The sequence below is a fragment of the Cerasicoccus maritimus genome, from assembly GCA_031296935.1.
In the GTDB taxonomy this organism is placed as follows: Bacteria; Verrucomicrobiota; Verrucomicrobiia; order Opitutales; family Cerasicoccaceae; genus Cerasicoccus; species Cerasicoccus maritimus.
This window is the reverse complement of the sequence record JAVDPD010000024.1, coordinates 1-20429: the sequence shown is the minus strand read 5'-3', so window position 1 is coordinate 20429 and position 20429 is coordinate 1. Positions and strand designations below refer to the sequence as shown.

Genomic DNA, 20429 nt, shown 5'->3' with positions numbered 1-20429 from the left:
GTTTCGCTGTAAGGTTATGAGGGAATTTCAAAGCCGAAGAAGTTGGCTGCGTTGTTATAGCAGATGTCTTTCACCATTGGTGCGTAGAGGTCCCAATCGTTCGGGATCAGGCCCTGCTCCACATCGTTGCCGATGAGGTTGCACAGAATGCGGCGGAAATACTCGTGGCGCGGGTAGCTGAGGAAGCTGCGCGAGTCCGTGAGCATGCCGACGAATTTGCTCAGCAGGCCGAGGTTGGACAGCGTGTTCATCTGCAGCTCCATGGCTTCCTTCTGGTCGAGGAACCACCAGCCGCTGCCGAACTGAATCTTGCCCGCGATGGAGCCGTCCTGGAAGTTGCCGATCATCGTGCCCATCAGGTAATTGTCCGACGGGTTCAGATTGTAGATGACCACCTTGGGCAACGTGTCGTCCATGTCGAGGCGATCGAGGTAACGGCTCAGCGCGACGCCCTGCGGGTAGTCGCCGATGGAGTCGAAACCGGTGTCCGGCCCAATCTGATTAAACAGGCGCGTGTTGTTGTTGCGCATCGCACCCACGTGGAGCTGCTTGGTCCAGCCCTTCTCGGAGTCGAGTTGGCCGAAGTAAACCATCAGCGTGCTTGCAAACTGATCCGCCTGCTCGCTGGTCACAGACTTGCCACTGCGTGCGGCATCAAAGATCGAGGCGGCAGTCGCATCATCCACGAAGTCGCAGAAGCACTTTTCCAAACCGTGGTCGGACAAACGGCCGCCCAGCGAGTGGAAGAAATCATGACGCTGCTTGAGCGCATCCTTGAGGCCCGAGAAGCTGCCGGTATCGATGCCGGAAACTTCCGCCAGCTTGTCGCACCAGGTATTGAAGTTTGCGGTGTCGGCGATCTTCAGCGCCTTGTCGGGGCGGAAGGTCGGATACATGCCGGTGGTGACGTTCGGGTCCTTCGCAGCGGCCACGTGGTGCTCCAGCGTGTCGGTCGGGTCGTCCGTCGTGCAGACCACCTTCACGTCGAACTTCTTCAAGATGCCGTTGGCGGAGAAATCATCCTGCGCGAGTAAGGTATTGGCTTTTTCCCAAATCGCAGGCGCGGTCTTTTCGCTGATGAGGTCATCGATGCCGAAGTAACGCACGAGCTCCAGGTGGCTCCAGTGGTAAAGCGGATTGCGCAGCGTGGCGGGCACCGTCTTACACCAAGCCATGAACTTGTCGTAGTCATCGGCATCGCCGGTGATCAGCTTTTCGTCGACGCCATTCGTGCGGAGTGCGCGCCACTTGTAGTGGTCACCGCCGAGCCAAATGTCCGCAATGTTGCGGAAGCGGCGATCCTGCGCGACGTCTTCCGGCGGCAGGTGGCAGTGATAGTCGATGATCGGGTTGTCTTTCGCGACCTCGTGATACAAGCGCTTAGCGGTATCGGTTTGCAGGATAAAGTCGTCGTGGATAAAGCTCATGATGAGAAGTGTGAAGGTGAATAAGTATGTAAGTGTATAGGTTAGTTACGGCTTACGCACCTACACACATTCGAACCAATGTTAGATCGTCATCGCTGCGTAACCACCATCGACGAGCAGCTCGTGCCCGGTGATAAACGAACCGGCGTCTGAAGCGAGTAGCAGCGTGGCACCAATCAACTCCTTGGCTTCGCCGAAGCGCTTCATCGGCGTGTGGCCCATGATCTGCGCAACGCGCTCTTCCGTGAGCACCTTCTTGTTTTGCTCGGCAGGGAAGAAGCCCGGCACCAGCGTGTTGACACGGATGTTTTGCGGGGCCCATTCACGGGCGAGGTTCTGCGAAAGGTTGTGCACGGCGGCCTTGGAAGCCGAGTAAGTGAACACGCGCGAAAGCGGCTTAACGCCCGACATCGAGCCGACGTTGATCATGCTGCCGCCCTGCCCGCGCTCCACGAAGTAACGGCCAAACACCTGGCAGGCGAAGAACACTGCCTTCGTATTCACGTCCATGATGCGGTCGTATTCTTCCTCTTGGATTTCAAGGAACGGCGTAGGGCTGTTGACACCTGCGCCATTGACGACGATGTCCACTTGGCCGCTCTTCTTGAGCACGCGCTCCAGCAAATCTTCGAGCGCGTCCTTCGAACCGACGTCGCACTTTTCAAAGTAGCTCACACCGTGGAAAGCGTGAATCTTGTCGAGGCGAGCTTGCGCCTTTTCTTCGTTGCGGCCAACCAGCACCACGGTTGCGCCAGCGCCGGCAAGGCCCTCGGCCATCGCGCCGCAGAGTTCACCCGTGCCGCCAATGACGACAGCTACTTTGCCCTGCAAAGTGAATAGTTCGTTCAGGTATTCTGACATAATAAAGTGTGTAAGTGTGTAAGTTAGTAAGTGTGTAGGTCGTCACGAAAAACTTTCGCACATACGCACCTACACACTTTCAAACGTGGTTCACTAGCGATCAACGCGTGCGCCGCCACCGCCCACGATCTTAGCCACTTCCTTCTTGCTCGCCATAGTGGTGTCGCCGGGAGTGGTCATCGCCAGCGCGCCATGCGCGGCGCCGTAGTCGACGGCTTGCTGCGGGCATCCGCTGTCGAGGAAGCCGTAGATCAGGCCACTGGCAAAGCTGTCGCCGCCGCCTACGCGGTCCATGATTTCAAGCGCCGGGTAGGGCTTCGATTCGTAGAACTCGCCGTCGTGCCAGGCAATCGCGCCCCAGTCGTTGATAGTGGCGGTCTTCACTGCGCGCAGCGTCGTGGCCGTGGCCTTGAAGTTCGGGAACTCCTTAACCGCGGTCTTGATCATGTTCTTGAACGCATCGATTTCGATGTGAGAAATATTTTCGTCCACGCCTTCAACTTCAAAACCGAGGCAAGCCGTGAAGTCTTCTTCGTTTCCGATCATCACGTCGACATACTTGGCGATTTCGCGGTTCACTTCCTGGCAACGCGCGTGGCCGCCGATCGCCTTCCACAGGGACGGACGGTAGTTAAGGTCGTAAGAAACGATGGTGCCGTATTTCTTCGCGGCCTTCACGGCTTCGATCACGGTCTCCGGGCAGGTGTCGCTGAGGGCCGCATAGATGCCGCCGGTGTGGAACCAGCGTGCGCCGAGCTTGCCGAAAATGTGATCCCAGTCAACGTCGCCGGGCTTCATCTGACTGGCGGCGGTGAGGCCACGGTCCGGGCAACCGACCGCGCCACGAATACCGAAGCCGCGCTCGGTGAAGTTGAGGCCGTTGCGCACTTCGCGGCCAATGCCGTCGTATTCCTTCCACTGGATGAAGTCGGTGTCGACGCCGCCCTGCAGAATGAAGTCTTCGATCAGGCGACCGACGGGATTATCTGCAAACGCCGTCACAACGGCCGTCTTCAAGCCAAAGCAACGGCGCAGGCCGCGGGCCACGTTGTATTCGCCGCCGCCTTCCCAAGCGGTAAATTGGCGGGCGGTGTGGATGCGACCTTCGCCCGGGTCGAGGCGAAGCATCACTTCGCCGAGTGAAATTTCATCGTAAACGCATTCTGAGGCGGGACGTAGTTCTATGGCCATGGTAGTTAGTGTGTGGGTATATTGGAGGGTTAATTTTTCATTTGGGATATGAACGTCTCGGCTTCCTCAATCGCGGTATTCATTTCGTCGATGAGGGCTGCGACGTCACGCTCGACCGTGGTCACCTCGTTCTTGAGTGACGCGATGGCGCGGGCGTTTAAATTATGCTTCAGGAAAAGCACCTGATCGCCAAAGGCAGTGAGCACGGGATCCATCTTGGCCTCGGCACGCGTCATGGCGTTGATCAGGCGCGAATATTCGCGGCGGGTTTGGCGGAGCTGCGTTTCGCTGGCACGGCGGAGGTCGTCGCGTGAATAGTCGTCGAGCTCGCTCTCCCATTCCTTGAACAACGATTCGGCCACGTCTTCCACGGCGGCAATGCGATCACGGACTGCTTCGGCGCGGTCTTCGCAATCCTCATACTGCCCCTTGAGTTTGTCATAACGCTTTTCCAGCTCACCGCCATCCACCTTCACGGTGGCGCGGAATGCCTCAAGCGCGTCTTCAAACTCTTCCTTGGCTTCCTCCTGGCTTTCCTGCGCGGCTTCCACGCGGTCAACCAACAGCTCGCGCTTGTGGATGCCCACCTGCTCGAGCGCGCCATAATACATATTCGAGCAACCTGCGGACAGCAGGGCTACGGCAACAAACAATATGGATGCGAAACGGTTCATGACTTAGCTTATTCAGCTACCTTGAAATCCGCAACCTTCCATTGTTCCGCGCCGCATTCGTCGGCGAGTTCATTAAAGCCATTAATTTCCGCTTCGGAGAACAGCAGGCCACCGTTCTTGGCGGTGCGGGCTGCGGCGCCGGCTTCGATCTGGCCAGGCAGGATGCAGCTCTCGTTGCCGTGGCCGAGGATATCGTCGAGCACGGCCTTGATATTTTCCTTGGACGAGCGGCCCAGTGCGAAATCGCCGGCAACGGCGTCCGGGTGGATCACTTGGAAATAGAATGCGGGCGTGTGCTTTTCTTCGGGTTGTTGATCCCAGCGCGAACGCAAAGTCGGCAAGCTGCCACCGATGAAGGCACCCATGATTTCGTTGATCAACGAGAGGCCATAGCCCTTGTGCGCGCCAAAGGTGGTCAGCGCGGCAACAGCCTTCGCGTCGGTGGTCGGCTGGCCATTGGCATCGACCGCGGCGCCTTCCGGCAGCGGCTGGCCTTCACGGAGGAACTGCTGCACGCGGCCCATAGCGATGACGCTCGTTGCCCAGTCGATCACGATCGGGAAACCGACGGCGTCAACGGTCGGGAAGCCCCACGAATGCGGGTTGGTGCCGAGGGTCGGCGTCTTGCCCTTGAAGGGAACGACTTCCGCCAGCGCGGCGGTGCAATTGGTGTAAGCGATGTAACCGCGGCGCGCGGCGTCCATCACGTAACCCCCGCCCCACAGGTAGTGGAAGGCGTTGTCGACGGACACTTGACCAATGCCGTATTTGTCGGCGAGCTCGATGGCAGTTTCGATCGCTTCGTAAGCCGTGGCTTGGCCGAGCTTGCGGTTGGCGTTCCACACCTGCGACGCGGCAAAGCGGCCTTCCTTCTTTTCGATCACGGCACTCGGCTTGCAGCCGCCAGCGCCCGATCCAAACAAGTGGTCGAGGTGCAGCGCCTTCAGCGCGTTGTGCGTGCGGATGCCATGCGTGCTCGCATAAGCGGAGAACTTCGCGGCGGCATCGCCTTCGGCGTCATCAAAGCCACGGCTCAGGTAAGCTTGCTTCACCAGCACGTTGTGCTGGCTTTCGGGAACAACATAAAAAGTTTCGCTCATTGTATCTTAATGGGTATGGGTAAAAATGCATAGGCGCGCACAGGCTGCCCGTTGAGTGTTGGGGCCGTAAACTGACGGTCCCAAAGTTCTTTTTCGATAAGATCTCGAAAACGCTGGCTTGGGCCATCAAAGACGCAAACCACCGTGGCGCAGCCGTCTTCGTTCAGCTCGATATAGATCCAATACTTGCCGGAGTCCTTTGGGTTGTTACGCCACCGTGGAAACGGAAATGGCGACTTATCCAACAGTGCCGGCGGCTCATCCAAGTCAGCGAAATCCAACACCAGCGGCTCATCGCCCTGATGATTATCTGGCAACTGCTTGAGCTGTTCGCGGCGCTGGATGGACTCCTGTGATGTCTCGCCAACACAACACCCCATGCTGAATAACAGCATCGCACAGACGGCGGGAATGTCGTGTTGGGGGTTCATCGAGCAGACTGAATTACTTGATTACTGCTGCGGGGATCGGTGCGTCATTGACTTGCGCAAGCGGCTTTTCGCCCTTGAGCATGTTGACGATGTTTTGCGTGGCCATCGTGGCTTGGCGGACGACGCTTTCGTAAGTACGGCTGCCGATGTGTGGCGTGATGATGCAGTTCTTGGCCTTCAAGAGAACGTGGTCCGGCGAGGGTGGTTCTTCGTCGAGCACGTCGGCACCGTAGCCAGCGACCTTACCGCTCTCAAGCGCTGCGGCCATGTCCTGGGTGTTAACGAGTTCGCCGCGTGCGCAGTTGATGATAACCACGCCGTCTTTGAGGTTCGGGATGGACTTCGCGCTGATCATGTCGCGGGTCTCATCGGTGAGATTCGAGTGGAGGCTAAGGATGTCCGACTCGTGGAAAAGCTGAGTCAAACCACCGGCGCGCTCGATGCCGTGCTCCTTCGCAAATTCTTCCGGCCAGTAAAGGTCGTAGCCGATCACCTTCAGGCCAAATGCCTTGGCGCGGATCGCGACTTCGCGGCCGATGCGGCCGAGACCCACGATGCCGATCGTCTTGCCCATGATCTCGTGGCCGGTCAGGCGCTTCCAGTTGCCGGAGGAGACGTAGTTCACCTCCTCAACAAGGCTGCGGAACAGCGCCAGCAGCAACGCGAACGTGTGCTCGGCCACAGTGGTGTGGTTGACTCCAGGCGTGAAGCCGAGGGGGATGCCCATTTCGGTGCAGGCCTTGACGTCGATCTTGTCCACGCCAATGCCATACTTGCCAATGATCTTCAGGCGCGGTGTGGCCTTCTCCAAAACGGCGCGCGTGATAGCGTCGTCACCGCAAAGAAAGGCGTCAAAATCGCCAGCCAATTCCAGCATGCGCGCTTCGCTAAGCGGGCCGCGTTCGCGGACGATTTCAGCGCCGGTGCTGGCCAAGAGGTCGTGGTGCGGACCAGGCGTATCCTGGTAAGATGTAGTCGTGAGGAGGATTCGGGTCATGTCGTTAGTAAGGTAACTACACGCATCAACTAACACGTGTAGGGTTTTGTCAAATAAAAAGGCTTTGGGTCGGATTCGCGGGATTCAAAATTCAGGATTTCGGCGGAGTCGCAGTCGATTCGCGTACGATCAATTTGGGTTTAATGAGCCTGCGGGATTGTTTGGCGTCGGTGGTGCCAGCGTCCAACAGTTCGACCATTTTTTTGGCCGCTTGCGTCATTAATTTTTCGGCGCATTGGTCGATCGTCGTCAATGCCGGTTGAATGTGCCCCCCCACTTCCAGGTTGTCATAGCCGACAACCGAAACGTCGCGCGGCGTCTCGATGCCGGCTTCACGTAGGCGGTTCATGGCGCCGATAGCCACGCGGTCATTCAGTGCAATGATCGCCGTTGGCATCGGCTTGGCATCGGCCAACATCATCTCAGCCAAATCGCGGCCATATTCGTAGTCATGGCGTTCGCGGCCCGGCACAAAATACTGGCGAGAAGAATCGCCAATGCTGATTTCCAGGCGGCGGCAATGCTTCTCAAATGCTGGCCAGCGAAAGGCCCCGTAAGGGTTGCCCGGATCGATCCCCATCACCGCAAAGTTGCGATGCCCCAAACCATGAAGGTGGTCGAGCACCAGTCGCATCGAATACGGGCGGTCGATGGATAATTCCTCGCCATTGACCTTGCTTTCCGGGTCCACCCAAATAAGTGGCTTACCCTGCCGCTGGCAAGCGGTGAGCGTTTCGTCATCCGGCGAAAGCTGGGAGCCAATCAACACGATGCCCTCGGCCTGCATCGACATAAAATTTCGCAGCGCAGCGCGCTCAAGATCGCGGTCCACATTGGTCAACTCGATCAGCGCGTGGTAGCCCAATTCCCGCAGCGACTGCTGCAAGAGCGCAACCTTGCGCGCCAGGATCGGCGAGTCCAATTCCTGAAAGCAAACGCCCACAATGCCCGTCCTCCCACCACGTAAACCACGGGCCAAGGTGTTCGGCTGAAAGCCAACTTCGGCCATTGCCTGATGCACGCGTTCGACCGTTTCAGGCAGCACTCCCGGATGGCCATTCAGCACGCGAGAAACCGTCCATCGGGACAGCCCCAAGTGCCGCGCCAAAGCCGCGGTGGTGCCTACTGAGCTGGAGGTATTTTTCGACAACGATCGTGTGTGTTTTGGGGACTAAAACGAGACGTTTACAAGAGCGAACGATGAATTCACTCAAAGAAAACCGACATATCCAACACGTGTAGGGTCGAGCGTCAATAGAAAATTTTAAAAGACGACTGCGAGTCGTTGCTTTGACCTACTTTCGACCGCTAACCACCCAGCCCTTAAGCGCCAACCCAGTGACTAATCCAACCACGAAGACGATCCAAAACACTAGCGGTGATTCGCCCTCGAAGCCGTGGGCCAAATTCATACCAAAGATGGTCGCTATGGCCGTCAACGGAAAGAAGACCGCCGCCAAAATATTCAAGCGGTGTTGCGCCTCCACCGCCATGTTTGCCTGCGCCACCTGCTCCTCAGCCTTCCGGGCAATACGGAAGTCCATCGCCATTTTAGCGTCGCCGAGCAGCAGCTCGAAGTTCCGACTGATGGTGTAGGCTCGGTCGCGCATTTCGAGCAGAAAACGGTCCTCGCGCACGAGCTCACGCGCCTGCTGGAGCGTACTATAGGTATTAGTCGTGGCGCGCTGGAGCGGCAGCAGCTCCTCTATCAGCTTAAAGTAATCCTCGGCGTTTTTGGCCTCATCGTAGATCACTTCCAATGCCTTAAGCTTCGTGTCATAATGATCAAAGAACGCCCGCAGTTGGCGGTCCCCATTGTCGTGCCCATTGCACTGAATCTCCCCAATGGGCTTCCGCCAAAAGACCTTGTGCGCGCGGTTGACGTCGTCAGGACCCGGCGGCTCGTGCAATATAATCAGCAGGTGACCGTCCTCGAAGATGGTACGCTGCCGACCATAAGTTGAGTCACCCAAACGGGCTTCGATCGCGGGTGGCAGTTGCCATTTAAATTGGGTGCGGGTGATCATTGGCAGGGGAGATTAAAGTGAACAAATTAAAAGTTAAAGACCGGAATCCAAGAATGAAGTCCGCAAACGAGCGCTCGCTAATGCCTACATATATTCACCAACAAACCCAGCCATTTAAGGCCTGAAGTGATAATATCAATCATGAAACAATCCTGGTGGCGCAAGTGCCTGAAATTCGTGGTGCGAGTCGGCTCGGCCGTCGCCCTGTTCATCCTCGCGGTGTGGTTCATCCTGTCGCAGCCCACGTTCGCCAGCCAGTCGCCTGCGACAGTCACCGCCGACGCGGCCAAGCTTCGGGCTCATGTCGAAAAACTCGCTGTGGAGTTCCATCCGCGCAACTACGAGCAGATGGACAACCTGAACCGCTGCGCCGATTACATTGCTCAGCACTTCAAAGACGCCGGCGGCCGCGTGACCGAACAGACCTTAGACGTCAACGGCCGCATCTACCGCAATGTCAGCGCGTTTTTCGGCCCGAAGACCGGTGCCCGCTGGATTGTCGGCGCGCATTACGACAGTTGCGAAGACACCCCTGGCGCCGATGACAACGCCAGCGGCGTGGCCGGTCTGCTCGAGCTCGCCCGCATGCTCGGCTCTAACCCGCCCTCCTACGCCGTAGAGCTCGTCACCTGGCCGCTGGAGGAGCCACCGTTTTTTAGCACGAGCAACATGGGCAGCGCGCGCCACGCCGAGAGTCTCGACCAAGCCAAACACCCGGTCCGCGGCATGATCGCGCTCGAAATGATTGGCTACTACCGTGACGATTTCGGCAGCCAGGATTATCCCTCGCCCATGCTTACGGCAATCTACCCTAACACCGGCAATTTCCTGGCCGTCATCGGCAACTGGGAACAACGCGACTTCGTCCAGCAAGTGAAGACTGGCATGAAAGGCGCGACCGATCTGCCGATTGAGTCCATCGCCGCGCCGCCCACCATACCAGGCATCGATTTCTCCGACCACCGCAACTACTGGCCCCTCGGCATACCAGCAGTCATGGTCACCGACACCGCATTCTATCGAAACCCGCATTACCATGAGCTAACTGACACGCCCGACACCCTCGACTACGACCGCATGGCCAAGGCCGTAACGGCGGTTTATTCCGCTTTAGGCAATGTGCCTTTAAGTGATTGATTAAAACCACTCTAGTGCAGTCGGCTTGTCTGGAGACTGCGCCCTACCTTGCCAACAGGATGAAACTGCGGATCGAGACGATCCGCGCTACCATCAAGTCCGACGAGCCATTTGCCCAATGGGCAAATCCGGATGCAACGCATCCGACGGTGCAGCGGGACGCTGCCAACGGGACGCTGCCTAGATTTGGAAGTCGACGCGATTGCTGACTTCGTGGAGGCCGCATTCGCGCTTCATGCCGTTGAAGCGGGTTTCCTCGGCCGTCATGCCTTCGCCGAGTTTGCTCGTGCTGTGGACATCGCCCACTGACACATAACCCTCGTCCCACAACGGATGATATGGGAGGTTGTTTTGCGTCAGATACATGTAGATATCACGGTCGGACCAATCAATGATCGGGTGGATCTTGAACATCTTGTTCTGGCGCTCAACCGGGCGCAGGTGCTGGCGCGTGGATGACTGCTGGCGGCGGAGGCCACTCATCCAACCGAGTGCGTTGTGCTCGGTGAGTGCGCGGTTCATCGGCTCGACTTTATTCTCAAAGTTGTAGTCCTCCAGCGATTTCAGATCCTTGCCCCAACGCTCGCCGTGAATGGCCTCCTGCCAGGCGGCGGTCCGCTGCGGATTATAGACCTTGAGGTTGAGTTTGAGGCGCTCACTCAGCTCAGCCGCAAAACGATAGGTTTCTGGAAAAAGGTAGCCAGTGTCGCAGAAGATCACAGGAATGCCTGGTGCCACAGAGTTCGCCAGATGCAGCAGGGCGGCAGACTGCACACCAAAGCTCGTGCTCATCACCAGTTGCTCGCCAAGCGTCTCGAACGCCCACTTGATCCGGGCGTGTGCGGTCTCACCTTCCAGGCGCTGGTTAATCGCTTGCAAGTCTTCGAGTTCTGCTAACATGCTGGTCTTGTTCTCCACAATCTATTCCTTACTAAATTAGGTCACATACTAAAGATAAGGATCTCGAAAAAGTCAAATACGGAGTCACAATTTTATGGCGGAAAACACGCAACGACCAAACTTGATCGACTTGAAGAGCCACGCCGGCCAAGCAATCCGCGAAATAGCGGAGGATGTCACGGCGGCAGGTGGACGCGCAGTGGTCGTCGGCGGTGCCGTGCGCGATGCCTTACTCGGCGCGAACCCGAAGGATCTCGACGTGGAAGTCTTCGGCTTGGCAGCCGGTCAGCTGGAGCAACTGCTATCGGCCAAGTTTCGAATCGATCAGGTTGGGCGCTCATTTGGGGTGTTCATCATCAAGGGGCTGGATATCGACGTGGCCCTCCCCCGTCGCGAACGGAAGGACGGCGTCGGACACAAGGCATTTGCCATCGAAGGCGACCCCGATATGACCTTTGCCGAGGCGGCCGCACGGCGCGATTTCACGCTCAATGCGATCTCGTGGGACCCGCTGACGAATGAGCTGATCGACCCCGCCAATGGCCAGCAGGACCTCGCCAACGGCGTGCTCCGCCACGTGTCACATCAGTTCGCCGAAGACCCACTGCGCGTGCTGCGCGCGATGCAGTTTCTCGCGCGATTTGAGCTGACCATCGCGCCAGAAACGCTGGAACTTTGCCGCTCCATCGAAGCGGAAGATTTGCCCAAGGAGCGCCTGTTCGAAGAGTGGGCCAAGCTGATTCGCAAGGGTGAGAAGCCGTCGCTCGGGCTGTATTTTTTGCAGGAGTGCGGCTGGCTGCGTTATTACCCGGAGCTGGTGGCGCTAACGACTTGCCCGCAGGATCCAAAGTGGCACCCAGAGGGCAACGCATGGGTCCACACGCTGCATTGCCTGGACGCATTTGCCCGCGAGAAGATCGGCGATCCGTGGGAAGACTTGGTTGTCGGGTTCGCCGTGCTGCTGCACGACATTGGCAAGCCGGTCACCACCTACACCGACGACAATGGCCGCATCCGCTCTCCCGCGCACGACGTGGAAGGCCTGCCCATCGCGGAGACCTTTCTCCGCCGCCTCACCAACCATCGCGAGCTGATCGAGCAGGTGCTGCCGCTGATCGAAACTCACATGCGTCCGTCTGACTTCTACCGAAACAAGGCGTCCAACGCCGCCGTGCGCCGCCTCGCGGGGAAAGTCGGGCGTATCGACCGCCTGCTTCGCGTCTCCGCCGCCGATATGGGCGGACGCCCCCCCCTGCCCGCAGATTTCCCCGCCGGCGATTGGCTTCGCACGAAAGCCGAGGAGCTGGCGATCCGCGACAGTGCGCCCAAGCCGCTCATTTTGGGCCGCCATCTAATCGAGCTGGGACTCAAGCCCGGTGTGCAGTTTAAGGAAATCCTGGCGGCGGCCTTCGAGGCGCAGCTTGACGGGGATTTCAACGACGAGGCTGGTGGCGTTGCCTTTGTACAGAAATTTTTGTCGGAAAATGCGGCTTCAGGCGAGACCCAGAACCAAAAGTGACCAGTGCGCCATTGACAGGCCCGCGCGAGACGCCAAGTTAACTAAGTTTTTGCACCATTCCGCTTACACTATTTAGAAACCTGAAGTATGGCTGAAATCATCAATATGCCCAAGCTGTCCGACACCATGGAAGTCGGCACCATCTCCTCCTGGCGCAAGCAAGAAGGCGACGAAGTCTCCGTCGGCGATATCCTCTGCGATGTCGAAACGGACAAAGCAACCATGGACCTGGAAAACCTCGTGGCGGATGGCGTGATCCTGAAAATCTACGCCGGCCCTGGCACCGAAACTCCCGTCGGCGCGCCGATCTGCGCCATTGGCGAAAAGGGCGAAGCAGCCCCCGACGCACCGTCTGCGCCGGCCGCCGCCGAAAAGCCTTTCGACACCGAAGTTAAGGAGCCGAAGGAAGACAAGGAAGTCAGCACCGACACCGGCAACGCAGAAGGCCGCAAGCAGGAAACCCTGCAAGCCCCCGCACAGCCGGAAACTGGCAACGACGGCAAGCGCATCAAAATTTCCCCGCTCGCCCGCAAACTGGCTGAGTCCAAGGGCATTCCGCTGAGCACGATCAAGGGCAGTGGCCCCGGTGGCCGCATCGTCAAGAAGGACGTGGAAGAAGCCGCCGAAAAGGGCGTCACTGCTCCGGCGGCTGAAGCGCCTGCCGCTGTCGCAGCCCCCGCCCTGCTCGCTCCGGCCCCCGGTCTGGAAGAAAAGACGATCAAGGTTTCGCAGATGCGCAAGGTCATTGCCAAGCGCTTGCTCCAGTCGAAGACCGAGGTTCCCCACTTCTACCTGGAAACCGAAGTCGACGCCGCAGCACTCATCAAGATGCGCGCCGAGCTCAATGGCACTTTGGCCGATCTGCCCGCCGAACAAGGCGGCATCAAGTTTACCGTGAATGACTTCATCCTCAAGGCCAGCGCCGAGGCTCTCCGTCGCGTGCCGCAGGTCAATGCATCCTGGCAGGGTGATGTAATCCAGCAGTCCGGCTCCGTGAACCTCGCCTTCGGCGTGGCGCTGGAAGACGGCTTGGTAACGCCCGTCATTCGCAATGCAGAGTCCAAGAGCCTGCGCACGATTTCTGCGGAAGCCAAGGCACTCATCAAGAAGGCACGCAGCAAGAAGCTCGGTGCCGACGAGATGTCCGGCTCCACCTTTACCGTGACGAACCTCGGCATGTATGGCGTGACCGGCTTCTACGGCATCATCAACATGCCGAACGCCGCGATTCTCTCCGTGGGCGCCACGATCAAGAAGCCCGTCGTCAACGACAAGGGCGAGATTGTTGTGGGTCAGCGCATGAGCATCGGCATGGCCGGCGACCACCGCATCATCGATGGCGCTGTCGGCGCAGAGTTCCTCATGGCACTCAAGGAAACGCTCGAAAAGCCCGCCCTCATGCTCGTCTAGGCAGCGTCCCGCTGCACCGGAGAGTTTGCCGCAATGCGCAAAGGCTGAGAGGCAAATTTGGGACGCGAGTGCGACTAAACAGCAAACAGATTTAAATAATGGGCGACTTCGGAATCGTAGGAATACTCGGAGTCGCCCTTTTTATTGCTGGTGTGGCGCTCATGTATAACGTCTGGGCCAACCGCCGCGTAAACAAGGAATTCAAGAACGCGCGCTTCATGAAAGGTTCAATGCTGGGGCACCGCCCCTACGACGAAGACGAGGACGACTGATACAGACATCAAAAAAGCAAGGCGCGAAGCCTTGCTTTTATTGAGATTAAAGTTGGCCCGCCTAAGCTTGGAACTTCTCCTTAAGCGAATCAACCACGCTCGGATCGGCCAAGGTAGTAACATTGCCCAATGGGCGGTCTTCGGCGATGTCACGCAGGAGGCGGCGCATTATCTTGCCTGAGCGGGTCTTGGGCAGATCGCCAGAGAAGACAATTTTTTCCGGACGGGCAAATTTGCCGATCTTCTTGTCGATCATCACAGTCAGTTCCTTGCGCCAGGTTTCTTCATCTCCCTCGGCTCCAGTACGGATAATAACGAAGGCCACAAGCCCCTGCCCTTTAATCTCGTGTGGCACGCCGATCACAGCGCTTTCCGCCACTGCTGAGTGCTCGACGAAGACGCTTTCAAGCTCGGCAGTGCCGATGCGGTGGCCGGATACGTTGACCACGTCGTCAACGCGACCCGTGATCCAGAAATAGCCGTCCTCATCCTTGATGGCACCGTCACCGGGGAAGTAATACTGACCATTCCACTTACACCAGTAGGTGTTCTTAAAGCGTTCTTCGTCGCCCCAAACACCACGCAACATGGATGGCCAAGGCTTACGGATCGCCAAGATACCGCGCTCGCATTCGTTGCCATCTTCGTCGAGGACGGCGGCGTCGATACCAAGGAATGGCGTCGTGGCCGACCCCGGCTTGGTCGCGGTGACGCCCGGCAGTGGCGTGAGCATGTGGCCCCCGGTTTCCGTCTGCCACCAGGTGTCCATAATCGGGCACTTCTCGGCGCCAATCATGCGGTGATACCACATCCAGGCTTCCGGGTTGATTGGCTCACCGACGGTGCCCAGCACTCGGAGGCTTGAAAGGTCGTAGGGCGTGACAAATTGGTCGCCCCACTTCATGAATGCACGAATCGCGGTCGGCGCGGTGTAGAAAATGGACACCTTATACTTCTCAACAATTTGCCAGAAGCGTGACTCGTCAGGGCTATTCGGCGCACCTTCATACATGACTTGGGACACTCCATTTTGCAGGATACCATAGACAATGTAGCTGTGGCCGGTGATCCAGCCGACGTCGGCGGTGCACCAGTAAACGTCGTCTGGCTTGAGGTCGAAGGTCAGCTTGCTGGTCAGGTAAGTATAGACCATGTAGCCGCCAGTAGTGTGCATAATGCCCTTTGGCTTACCGGTGGAGCCACTGGTGTAGAGCAGGAAGAGCATGTCTTCGGCATCCATCTCCTCAGCCGGGCAAGAATCAGGCACGGTCGGCGCGATGTCGTGATACCACACGTCGCGCTCATTCCAGGTGTGAGAAAATGGCTCCTGCCCTAAATGGCGCTGCACGACGAGCACCTTTTCGATCGATGGGCAATCGGCGACGCCTTCGTCGACAATATCCTTCAAGAGAAGGGCCTTACCGCGACGCCAACCGCCATCGGCAGTGATGACGAGCTTGCTCTTCTGGTCCTGGACACGATCCTTAATCGACTCAGCGGAGAAGCCGGCAAAGATCACGCTGTGAACCGCGCCAATGCGAGCGCAGGCCAGCACTGAGATCGCGAGCTCGGGAATCATCGGCAAGTAAATAGAAACGCCATCGCCTTTCTTGATACCCAGCGCCTTGAGCACATTGGCAAACTTTTCAACCTCCGCGAGAAGCTGGCCGTAGGTCAGCACGCGCGTCTCGTCGGCTGGCTCACCTTCCCAGAGAATAGCAGGCTTGTCGGCAAGGCCATTAGCGACATGGCGGTCAAGGCAGTTGACGGTGATATTGGTCTTACCACCAACAAACCACTCATAAACCGGCGCCTTGGACTCATCGAGCACCTTATCCCAAGGCTTCATCCAAGTGAGCTCGGAGGCGATTTCGCCCCAGAAACCCTCGGGGTCTTCAATGCTGCGCGCGTGCACGGCCTGGTAGGCTTGGACGCCGCTTAGGTTCGCTTGCGCGACAAATTCCGGCGTGGGTTCAAATTTACGGACATCGAGGGATGGAGTACTCATAGTTTAGATAGCAAGATAAAGGGGGGGATTATAGGTTTCCATACGCAGGGTTGCAGCGAAGAATGCCTTGTCAGTAAACTGGTTTCACGCAGGCAGGCAATAGTGAGATTAGAAATCTTTCTAGTTATTAGAACTGATTGTGTCAGCGGCGGTAGACTGGCGAACTTAACGCTCTACAAAACAGAAAAAGCCGACGCTCTCGCGTCGGCCTTAAAGTTGGCTACCTTGCTTTTCTCAGGAACAAACCTACGAGTCCAGCCGGAGGGCTGGCCTAGGCTTGCTTCTTGTCGGTTTCGGAACCTTCTTCTTCGTCGTCTTCGAGTTGATCGTAGAAGTCCTCGAGGTAGTCGACATTCTCGTCGATGTCCTCATCGCGTTCGTCAAAGTCTGGACGATCAAAGTCATCGTCTTCCCACTCAGGTGCTAGGTAGACGACAGCGGCCAGAGGCTTGGAGATTTCGGCAATGCGACGACTGCGCAGGTTAATCGGCAACGTGGTGTTGAAGCGTTCAAAGAGCACGAGCACGGAGTCTTCATGCGTATTGCACATGTCTTCGAAATCAGCGAAGTGCTTCTGGTTGCCATCATCGCCAGAATCCACGAAGGACTCAACGATTTCGGGAAGGTCAGAAAGCTGTATTTTACAGTGAAGGGCAAAGATACGCTCATTCGCAGCTTTCACTTCTGCGTTATCATTGTCCTTCAGGTATGCCTGAACACACTTAACGATGAGTTCGTCGGCTTCCTTGCGCTTGGAAACGTGAAACTCCTGATTTAGGCTACCATCTTTGAAGGCCTTTTTAATCTCAGACGACACACGCTGGAGGACCGGACCAGTCCAGTTATCAGCAAATTCTACATCCTGATCGCCTTCATTACCCCAGTCGTCGTCGTCTTCCTCAGTAGAACGCCGATCGACGATTTTCTTGGGCTTGGCGGCGCTTTCTTCCTGTTGGGCTTTAACTCCCGCGGAAAACTCTTCTTCCTCGCTGGTTACACCAATAGAATCGATGTCAGCTTCGGCGGTGGTTTCGATGTCCCAAGCGTCGTCATCCCCCCACTCGTCTTCCTCCACCGCAGGTGCAGGCACCGGCGCCTTAGCGGCTTCGACCGGCTTGGCGGGCTCAGCAGGCTTGGCCTTTTCAACAGGCTTTTCCTCAACAGGCTCAACCTTAGCAGCGGGCTTTTCCTCGACAGGCTTGGGTTTAAGTGGACTAGCCGGAGCTGGTTCGGCCTTTTTCTCAACTGGCTTAGCAGTGGCGGCGGCACTGGTCTTATCAGCCTCAGAACGAGGGCCATAATTCGGGTTACGGTTGACCAGGGGTTGGGCCTGCCCTTGATGCTTAGGCTTGCGCATCAAAATAAAGAGCGCAACCGCGAGAACAGCGATGATTACACCAACTACGATGGCGATGAGAAGCGTATTACTGTCGTTTGGCATGGAAAAATGTCTGAGAAAACAAAGCTGACGAGAAGGAGAAATTGGCGCTTTGTTTCGCCAAGATCAATACTTTAGGGGTGTCTTTTTGAAGTTTCAGTTTCAATAAGTAAGAAAATTCACCTAAGAAGCTTTCATGATCCCCTAAAGGCAGATCAATGAACTCAATTTAGGCTATTCCATTTATCAGCTAGATTCTTCCACCTACCTAAAAAACTGAAGTAAACATTTTTTTTACACCACTAATGGCTGCGACTTCAGACACCGCCCGACATCATGCAAACCGACGAATTTGATTACCCATTACCAGAAGATCTCATAGCCCAAGCGCCTGCGGATCGGCGGGACAACTCGCGCCTCATGGTTGTCGACCGCGCCACGGGCAACGTCGAGCATGCCCACTTCCACGACCTACCCGACTTCCTGCCCGCGTGCCGTATCTTCCGCAACAACGCCTGTGTCTTTCGCGCCCGGCTCCCCGCAAAGCGCCCAACCGGCGGCGCTGTGGAGTGCCTGCTGCTCCACCCGGCCGAGAAGCCCTGGGAATTCTGGTGTCTGCTCAAGCCAGGACGCCGTCTACAGCAAGGAGCGACGTTTGGCGTGGATGGCATTTTTTCGGCGGAAGTCATTGAGAAACGTCCCGATGGTGAAAACCGCGTGCGCTTCACTCCGCTTGCCGGCCAGGACAGTGTCACCGCGATTGCCGAGATGGCGGGCAATCTCCCCCTGCCTCCTTACATCGAGCAAGCCCGCCGCGAAGCCGACGCCGCCAAGGATTGGTCCGAATTCGACCGCGAGCGTTATCAGACGGTTTACGCTGACCCCGAACGCAAAGTCGCAGCCGCCGCCCCGACCGCTGGCCTGCATTTCACGCCAGAGCTCATTGCGCAGCTTATCGCAGCAGGCACCAGCTTTCATGACGTAACCCTGCACGTTGGCCTCGACACGTTTCGCCCGATTGCCGTGGATCGCATTGAGGACCACGAGATTCACCGTGAGTTTTACGAAATCGCCGATTCCACCCGCCAGGCCCTTGCTGCTCAAACGGGCGGCCCACGCCTCTGCGTCGGCACCACATCCCTGCGTGCGGTAGAAGACTACGCGCGCAAAATGCCCGACGCTGCCGGCCCATTTGCCGCCGAGGCTGATATTTTCATCTACCCGCCAGCTCAGTTTCAACTGGTCGATTCGCTGATCACGAACTTCCATTTACCGCGGTCCACGTTGCTGTGTTTGGTGAGTGGATTTTTGACCCCGGGGAAACTTGACGGAATTAAATGGTTGAAGGAGTTGTATCTGGAGGCTATCTCCCTGCGATATCGTTTTTACAGCTATGGAGACGCAATGCTTTTACTTTGAGGGACCGACCCAGGGCGTGACGCACGCCCCATCGATCGCCAATCAGCATTACTTAATTCATGGCTTTTTCGTCAAGGAAGTGATTTAAAGGGAATAAACTTAAACTGAGCCGACTCGCATGTCTGAAAACCCGGATATAGACTTCCGCCAACTAGTGGCCGACTATTATCAGCCGCTGTATCGGTTCGCCTATAGCCTGTCGAAAAATGAAGATGAAGCATGCGACCTCACCCAGCAGACCTTTGTGGTCTATGCCGAGAAAGGCGATTCCCTCCGGGACGCCAGCAAGGTCAAGTCATGGCTCTTCACCACGCTTTACCGGGAATTCTTGCGGATCCGCCGTCGCGGAGCCAACGTCACCTACCAGGAACCCGAAATCATCGAAGCTGAGGCCCCCCAGGTGGACCCGGGCATTACCAGTAAGCTCGACGGACGAAGCGCTGTGGCGGCTCTTGAAAAAGTGGATGAAGCCTACCGCGAGCCGCTCATCCTCTTCTACCTCAAGGACCTCAGCTACAAGGAAATCGCCAAGATGCTCGACATCCCAATCGGAACCGTCATGTCGCGGCTTTCACGTGGTAAGGTACAATTGAAGAAGGCACTACTCAGCTCCTAAAAAATCGCTCTCAACTCAGACAACATGGACATCAACAAGATCAAAGAACGCCTGGCCGCCCTCCGCCCAGAGGACCTCGATCCGGAAGACCCCGAGATCGGAGAGCTGCTTATGCTCGTGGAGGAAGACCTCGAGCTCGCTGAGTGGTTTGCCCAAGAGCAGGTATTTGATCAAAATTTTGCCGCTAAACTCCAGGAAATTACCCCGCCCGCAGGCCTCGACGAGCGCATTCTGGAAGCCATGAAGCAAGCGCAGTCTGCGACCGACACAGCGCCAGTGCCCACCTCGACCGGTGAGCAGGCTGAAGACGCCCCTGCCCTGCCCATCAATGTGCCAGTGGCCCAAGAACCCAAGCTCGAAGAAACGCCAGACGACGAAAAAATCACCGAATTTAAACCTGAGACGACCGAAGAAGCTGCTGCCCAGGAAATTCCCACCAACGAAGGAGGCGCCCCTTGCCCATTTAACCCAGACGCCACGAAGCGTCGCTGGTGGCAAAACCCGAGCTTCATCTCAGCCGCGGCGGCCGTCGTCCTCATGCTCGTGGTAGGCATCATGATGTTTGACAGCCCCGAGTTACAAGCTGAGGACCTTGACCAATTTTACCAGGACATCAGCCAGCATCACGCCTCAAATCAACCGCTGAGCTTGGAATCCACCGACCTCAGCGCCATCAACGAGTATTTGAGCCAAAAGGGTGCGCCCACTTGCCACAACCTGCCCGAAAACATCGACCCACTCCCCGAAGTCGGCTGCACCATCATGCAATGGGGAGGGCAAATCGTCTCTGTCGTGCGGATGCAGAATCACGAGCAAGTGGATGTCTACATCGTCCGCTCAGGATTGTTTCCCGACTTTTCATCGAAACCACAGCCTCAGACGGTGACCCTCGAACAAATGGTCGTCCTTGCCTGGTCTGACGGTGACATGATTTACTTCCTCGTGCGTTCAGGTGACTTGGAGGAGCTCGAAAGTCTGCTCTAAAAGGGCGTCTAAAAAGTCTGATCGAGTCGGCGAGATGTATTCGAGAGGCAAAATTTCGGCTTCTGAATCGAGGCGAAA

General features: G+C 57.1%; 19 protein-coding genes. 7 read left to right on the top strand and 12 right to left on the bottom strand.

Going from position 1 to position 20429, the window contains the following annotated elements; translation table 11 throughout:
- Positions 1 to 14: 14 nt before the first annotated feature.
- The 9 genes from uxaC to RBB62_RS14465 form a co-directional block, all read right to left on the bottom strand.
- Complete coding sequence (uxaC, locus tag RBB62_RS14505) at positions 15 to 1427, bottom strand: glucuronate isomerase (protein WP_309399693.1); 1413 nt, start codon at positions 1425 to 1427, stop codon at positions 15 to 17.
- A gap of 81 nt (positions 1428 to 1508) precedes the next feature.
- A complete protein-coding gene (locus tag RBB62_RS14500; RefSeq protein WP_309399692.1) occupies positions 1509 to 2288 on the bottom strand; it encodes an SDR family NAD(P)-dependent oxidoreductase in 780 nt (259 codons plus the stop codon).
- A gap of 93 nt (positions 2289 to 2381) precedes the next feature.
- Positions 2382 to 3479 (bottom strand): sugar kinase, encoded by a 1098-nt coding sequence (locus tag RBB62_RS14495; RefSeq protein ID WP_309399691.1) that lies wholly within the window; start codon positions 3477 to 3479, stop codon positions 2382 to 2384.
- Positions 3480 to 3508: 29 nt separating this feature from the next.
- Positions 3509 to 4153: a DUF2959 domain-containing protein gene (locus tag RBB62_RS14490; protein WP_309399689.1), complete on the bottom strand. Its 645-nt coding sequence runs from the start codon at positions 4151 to 4153 to the stop codon at positions 3509 to 3511.
- Between the two features lie 8 nt (positions 4154 to 4161).
- Positions 4162 to 5253, bottom strand: coding sequence for an Ldh family oxidoreductase (locus tag RBB62_RS14485; RefSeq protein WP_309399688.1), 1092 nt, complete (start codon positions 5251 to 5253; stop codon positions 4162 to 4164).
- Positions 5250 to 5684 (bottom strand): hypothetical protein, encoded by a 435-nt coding sequence (locus RBB62_RS14480; protein ID WP_309399687.1) that lies wholly within the window; start codon positions 5682 to 5684, stop codon positions 5250 to 5252. Before RBB62_RS14480 ends, RBB62_RS14485 begins: the two co-directional genes overlap by 4 nt.
- Before the next feature lie 13 nt (positions 5685 to 5697).
- Positions 5698 to 6681, bottom strand: a complete 984-nt coding sequence (locus RBB62_RS14475; RefSeq protein WP_309399686.1) for a phosphoglycerate dehydrogenase — start codon at positions 6679 to 6681, stop codon at positions 5698 to 5700.
- 91 nt (positions 6682 to 6772) lie between these two features.
- Positions 6773 to 7831 carry a LacI family DNA-binding transcriptional regulator gene (locus tag RBB62_RS14470; protein ID WP_309399685.1) on the bottom strand — a complete coding sequence of 353 codons (1059 nt, stop codon included), beginning with the start codon at positions 7829 to 7831 and terminating at the stop codon, positions 6773 to 6775.
- Positions 7832 to 7976: 145 nt separating this feature from the next.
- A complete protein-coding gene (locus RBB62_RS14465) occupies positions 7977 to 8708 on the bottom strand; it encodes a CorA family divalent cation transporter (RefSeq protein ID WP_309399684.1) in 732 nt (243 codons plus the stop codon).
- 141 nt (positions 8709 to 8849) lie between these two features.
- On the opposite strand from RBB62_RS14465, the gene RBB62_RS14460 reads away from it, so the two are divergent.
- Entirely contained in the window at positions 8850 to 9845 is a 996-nt protein-coding gene (locus RBB62_RS14460) for a M28 family peptidase (RefSeq protein ID WP_309399683.1), read from the top strand.
- A 180-nt stretch (positions 9846 to 10025) separates the two neighbouring features.
- On the opposite strand, the gene RBB62_RS14455 is transcribed toward RBB62_RS14460, so the two are convergent.
- Entirely contained in the window at positions 10026 to 10745 is a 720-nt protein-coding gene (locus RBB62_RS14455; RefSeq protein WP_309399682.1) for a phosphoadenylyl-sulfate reductase, read from the bottom strand.
- 94 nt (positions 10746 to 10839) lie between these two features.
- Between RBB62_RS14455 and RBB62_RS14450 the strand changes: the two genes are divergently transcribed.
- From RBB62_RS14450 to RBB62_RS14440, 3 genes are all read left to right on the top strand, one after another.
- Entirely contained in the window at positions 10840 to 12264 is a 1425-nt protein-coding gene (locus tag RBB62_RS14450) for a CCA tRNA nucleotidyltransferase (RefSeq protein WP_309399681.1), read from the top strand.
- An 87-nt stretch (positions 12265 to 12351) separates the two neighbouring features.
- A complete protein-coding gene (locus tag RBB62_RS14445; RefSeq protein WP_309399680.1) occupies positions 12352 to 13674 on the top strand; it encodes a dihydrolipoamide acetyltransferase family protein in 1323 nt (440 codons plus the stop codon).
- 98 nt (positions 13675 to 13772) lie between these two features.
- Positions 13773 to 13946, top strand: a complete 174-nt coding sequence (locus tag RBB62_RS14440) for a hypothetical protein (protein ID WP_309399679.1) — start codon at positions 13773 to 13775, stop codon at positions 13944 to 13946.
- Positions 13947 to 14007: 61 nt separating this feature from the next.
- Here the strand turns inward: RBB62_RS14440 and acs are convergent, their stop codons facing one another.
- Positions 14008 to 15954, bottom strand: a complete 1947-nt coding sequence (acs, locus tag RBB62_RS14435) for an acetate--CoA ligase (RefSeq protein ID WP_309399678.1) — start codon at positions 15952 to 15954, stop codon at positions 14008 to 14010.
- 271 nt (positions 15955 to 16225) lie between these two features.
- Positions 16226 to 17395 carry a hypothetical protein gene (locus tag RBB62_RS14430; RefSeq protein ID WP_309399677.1) on the bottom strand — a complete coding sequence of 390 codons (1170 nt, stop codon included), beginning with the start codon at positions 17393 to 17395 and terminating at the stop codon, positions 16226 to 16228.
- Positions 17396 to 17668: 273 nt separating this feature from the next.
- Here RBB62_RS14430 and queA point away from each other — a divergent pair, with 273 nt between their 5' ends.
- The 3 genes from queA to RBB62_RS14415 all read left to right on the top strand — a co-directional run bounded on the left by queA (position 17669) and on the right by RBB62_RS14415 (position 20351).
- A complete protein-coding gene (gene queA / locus RBB62_RS14425) occupies positions 17669 to 18751 on the top strand; it encodes a tRNA preQ1(34) S-adenosylmethionine ribosyltransferase-isomerase QueA (RefSeq protein WP_309399676.1) in 1083 nt (360 codons plus the stop codon).
- Positions 18752 to 18869: 118 nt separating this feature from the next.
- Complete coding sequence (locus RBB62_RS14420; protein ID WP_309399675.1) at positions 18870 to 19367, top strand: RNA polymerase sigma factor; 498 nt, start codon at positions 18870 to 18872, stop codon at positions 19365 to 19367.
- A gap of 24 nt (positions 19368 to 19391) precedes the next feature.
- Positions 19392 to 20351, top strand: a complete 960-nt coding sequence (locus RBB62_RS14415) for a hypothetical protein (RefSeq protein ID WP_309399674.1) — start codon at positions 19392 to 19394, stop codon at positions 20349 to 20351.
- Positions 20352 to 20429 lie beyond the last annotated feature (78 nt).